Origin of the sequence: Candidatus Desulfatibia sp., from assembly GCF_036446775.1 — a bacterium.
Taxonomy (GTDB): Bacteria; Desulfobacterota; Desulfobacteria; order Desulfobacterales; family UBA11574; genus Desulfatibia_A.
Genome location: NZ_JAZFTO010000348.1, coordinates 1 through 3,218, shown reverse-complemented (window position 1 = coordinate 3,218; position 3,218 = coordinate 1). Strand labels below are relative to the sequence as shown.

At 44.0% G+C, this 3,218-nt stretch carries 1 protein-coding gene; it reads right to left on the bottom strand.

The genetic code is table 11. From position 1 onward, the window contains the following. Positions 1–227 precede the first annotated feature (227 nt). Positions 228–2,477, bottom strand: a complete 2,250-nt coding sequence (locus V3S16_RS16125) for a nitric-oxide reductase large subunit (protein ID WP_413886785.1) — start codon at positions 2,475–2,477, stop codon at positions 228–230. Positions 2,478–3,218 lie beyond the last annotated feature (741 nt).

Here is a 3,218-nt window from a genome sequence, read left to right as displayed (position 1 = left end):
TCCCTGATCATCGGGTTCCTGAATTTCGAGTGTGCTGAACCCCCCGGCATTCAAATCCTCAACAGCTCTCAGTCGTGTTGGGTTGGAGAACTGGTTGCCGGCTCCCCAGCCTGTAATATATGTTTTATCATGATATTGAGTATTATATCTCCCGCAATTATTCAGTGTAACTATCAGGTTTTCCCCGACATTTAGACCTCATCATTACGATAGTTCAGGGAATCACTCTAGAACTTCTCGCCGGGTTTGATCGTAACCGGTTTAATGTGTCTTATTGCTTTGAGCATAAACAGCAACAGGGCACCGGATCCAGTGATAATCAAAAAGTCCGGCAGCATCCGTGTCTGGCCGATCAATTGAATAATGTCTTGTTCCCAAAAAGCGTTTGAACGGGCATGCCAGAACCCGTACTTAATATTGTCCAGGACCTGCAGTATGCCAATCGGCAGTAATGTTCCGGCAAACATAATAATAAGCCCGATGTTTGTCCCCCAGAACGTGATCTTTATGTAACGCTCATCCCAGCCCTTTTCAGTCACCAGACCTCTCATGGAAAAAAGGAGCAGTCCGATGGATAACATCCCGTATGTCCCGAACAGAGCGGTGTGCCCGTGATTAACGGTCAAGTAGGTGGCATGTTCATAATAATTAATAATCGGCGTGGTAATCGACAACCCCATAACTCCTCCTCCGAGAAATTCCCATATGACAGAGGCCATCAGGAACATCAACGGATAACGGTAGGGAAAACTGCTGCCGGCTGTGACAAGTGCTTTCTGGCTATGCCAAACACCGGCCAAAAGCAGCAAAATCGGAACCGGTTCCAAAGCGGAAGTCGTAGAACCCAGGGCTAACCAGAACGAAGGCTCACCAAACCAGTAATAATGATGGCCAACTCCGATAATACCTGCACCGAGGGCAAGACCCACGGTCAAGTAAACGGTGCGAAGCCCGTTCTTCAGTTCTACCAGTCCCAGATTAACCATCACAAAAACAATAGCCGCTGCTGCAAAGAATTCAAAGGCCCCTTCAACCCATGTATGAACTACCCACCATCGCCAGAAGTCTGCGATAGTCAAATGGGAATCAGGGTTGTAAAGAAGACCGAAAGAAAAAAAGCCGACAACGGCAACGCCGGAATAAGCCAAAAAATGAGGTAATCCCCATTTATCCTGTCCTGCTGCAAAATGGTCTTTCAAAGCCCGTACAACCAAAAAGAGCCAAATTACTAATCCTGCCAGCAGAAGGATCTGCCACAGTCGGCCCAGTTCAAGGTATTCCCATCCCTGATGTCCCAGCCAGAACCAGTTCTTATCGATAAGCCCTTTTATGCCAAGCACTTCACCGGTAAGGCTTCCAACGACTATAACGAGCAGAGCCACAAAAAGAATATCGACCAGCAATCCCTGTCCAACCGGCTCTTTACCGCCAACTCGCGGAGCAACAAACAGCGTCATACCCATCCATGTTACCGAGATCCAGAATATGGCCAGCTGCAGATGCCACGTTTTCACCCAGTTATATGGTATGAACTTTGCAACAGAATCAAATCCATAGAAAGAATCAGGATGAACCGTATAATGGGCCATTAACCCGCCCATATTTACCTGCAGAAAAAAAAGAGCGGCGACAACCAGAAAATATTTAACCACTTTTTTCTGACTGGAAGAAATGCTTCCAGCTGCAAGCGCCAGGGCCGGTTCAGGCTTAAAAGGAAGTGCTCCCTGGTTGAATTTGTATCTATGAAATATATAGATCATCAGTCCGAGACCAAGACCAAATATAACCAGAGAGATGGCTGACCAGATTATGGATTTTCCCGAGACGAAATTTCCAACATCCGGGTCGTGGGGCCAGTTGTTGGTATAGGTATGATTATCCCCGGGCCTGATGGTTCCTGCACACCAGGATGTCCAGAAAAAAAAGTCTGCCAGATTCCGACGTTCCTGAGGATTCTTTATGGTGCCGGCACGTATGGGGCCTCTTTTGTCTCCAAGGTTAAACAAGTCGCTGTAAAATTTTCGGTTCTCAAGAAGGGCATATTCCTGGAGCGGGGAAAGAGTCAGGGTGTCTGTGGCTTTATCGTATCGGTTTGTCTTGATCTGCTTGATAACCACTGCGTCCACAGACCCTTTTGTTTCGGTCGAAAGTGTTGAATAAGGCTTATCGAATTTATCCTTGGCCATTTTTTCACGCATATTGAGCCCCATATTATGCAGGGCCTGGGCGGTGAAATCGGGCCCCCTGTAAGTACCATGGCCCCATACACTTCCAAGATCCATCAGACCGTATTTCTGCCAGACCTGCTGACCGGCCATTATCTGTTCCTTTCCGGTCAACAGGTTTCCTTCCTCAGAAATGACCTTTTTCGGATAGGGAGGAAGGTCTTGTGCAGTATAGTAGTATCCAATAAGAGCAACAATTATGGCACCAAAAATTGCAGTCAGGAAATAAATTTTAAGCCTTAAACTAATCATGCATTACCCCCTTTTTTTTAAACAGGTTTTCCATATCTCTATAGTTATGATTAATATCATCATCTGTTTGTCATCTTAATGAAAGGTAAATAACTTCTCGTACACAAATCTATGCTAGAAGTATATATTCCATATGGAATCTTTTCCAGTAGTCCTTGAAGCGTCGATCTCCTGTCAACTCTGCAAGTTTCACTGCCACGTCTGCCATGATTAAGGAAAGATCTGTTTGGGCAGGAGAAGCATTCCCGCGCCTGCCACTCCCGACGCCAATAATTTACGTCTTGTTATTTTCATAATCGCCTCCCCCGAATATTGATGAATTCGTAAAAAGTCGTCATACCCGCGAAAGCGGGTATCCAGGAAACATGTAACTACTTGAAAAGACTGGATTCCCGTTTTCACGGGAATGACAAAAAACTGCTTTTCAGGATTTATTACGAGTTTGTCAAAATTTATTAGATCTTTTTTTTATTTTTTTAATTTGGTTTCAGGCTGCATTTCATTTTAAAAGGGACTGAATCGTCATAGATTTAAATTTTTTGTTCACATAATCACCAATCTCTCCTATTTCTTTCTTTTAATGGACACCTTTTAAAATCGGGGCAGATGTCCTTTTTCAGGTAAAGCTAATTTAAATTCAACTTTATATCTTATCTGAAGAAATTACTATGATTTAAATCATAATGATGAATCACTACTGTCCGGTTAATTTTTTAGTTTCATAAATCTATACGACTTCAA

Bases quoted from the DNA above. Each gene is read 5' to 3' on its own strand.
- V3S16_RS16125 (WP_413886785.1), bottom strand. From the start codon at position 2,477: ATGATTAGTTTAAGGCTTAAAATTTATTTCCTGACTGCAATTTTTGGT.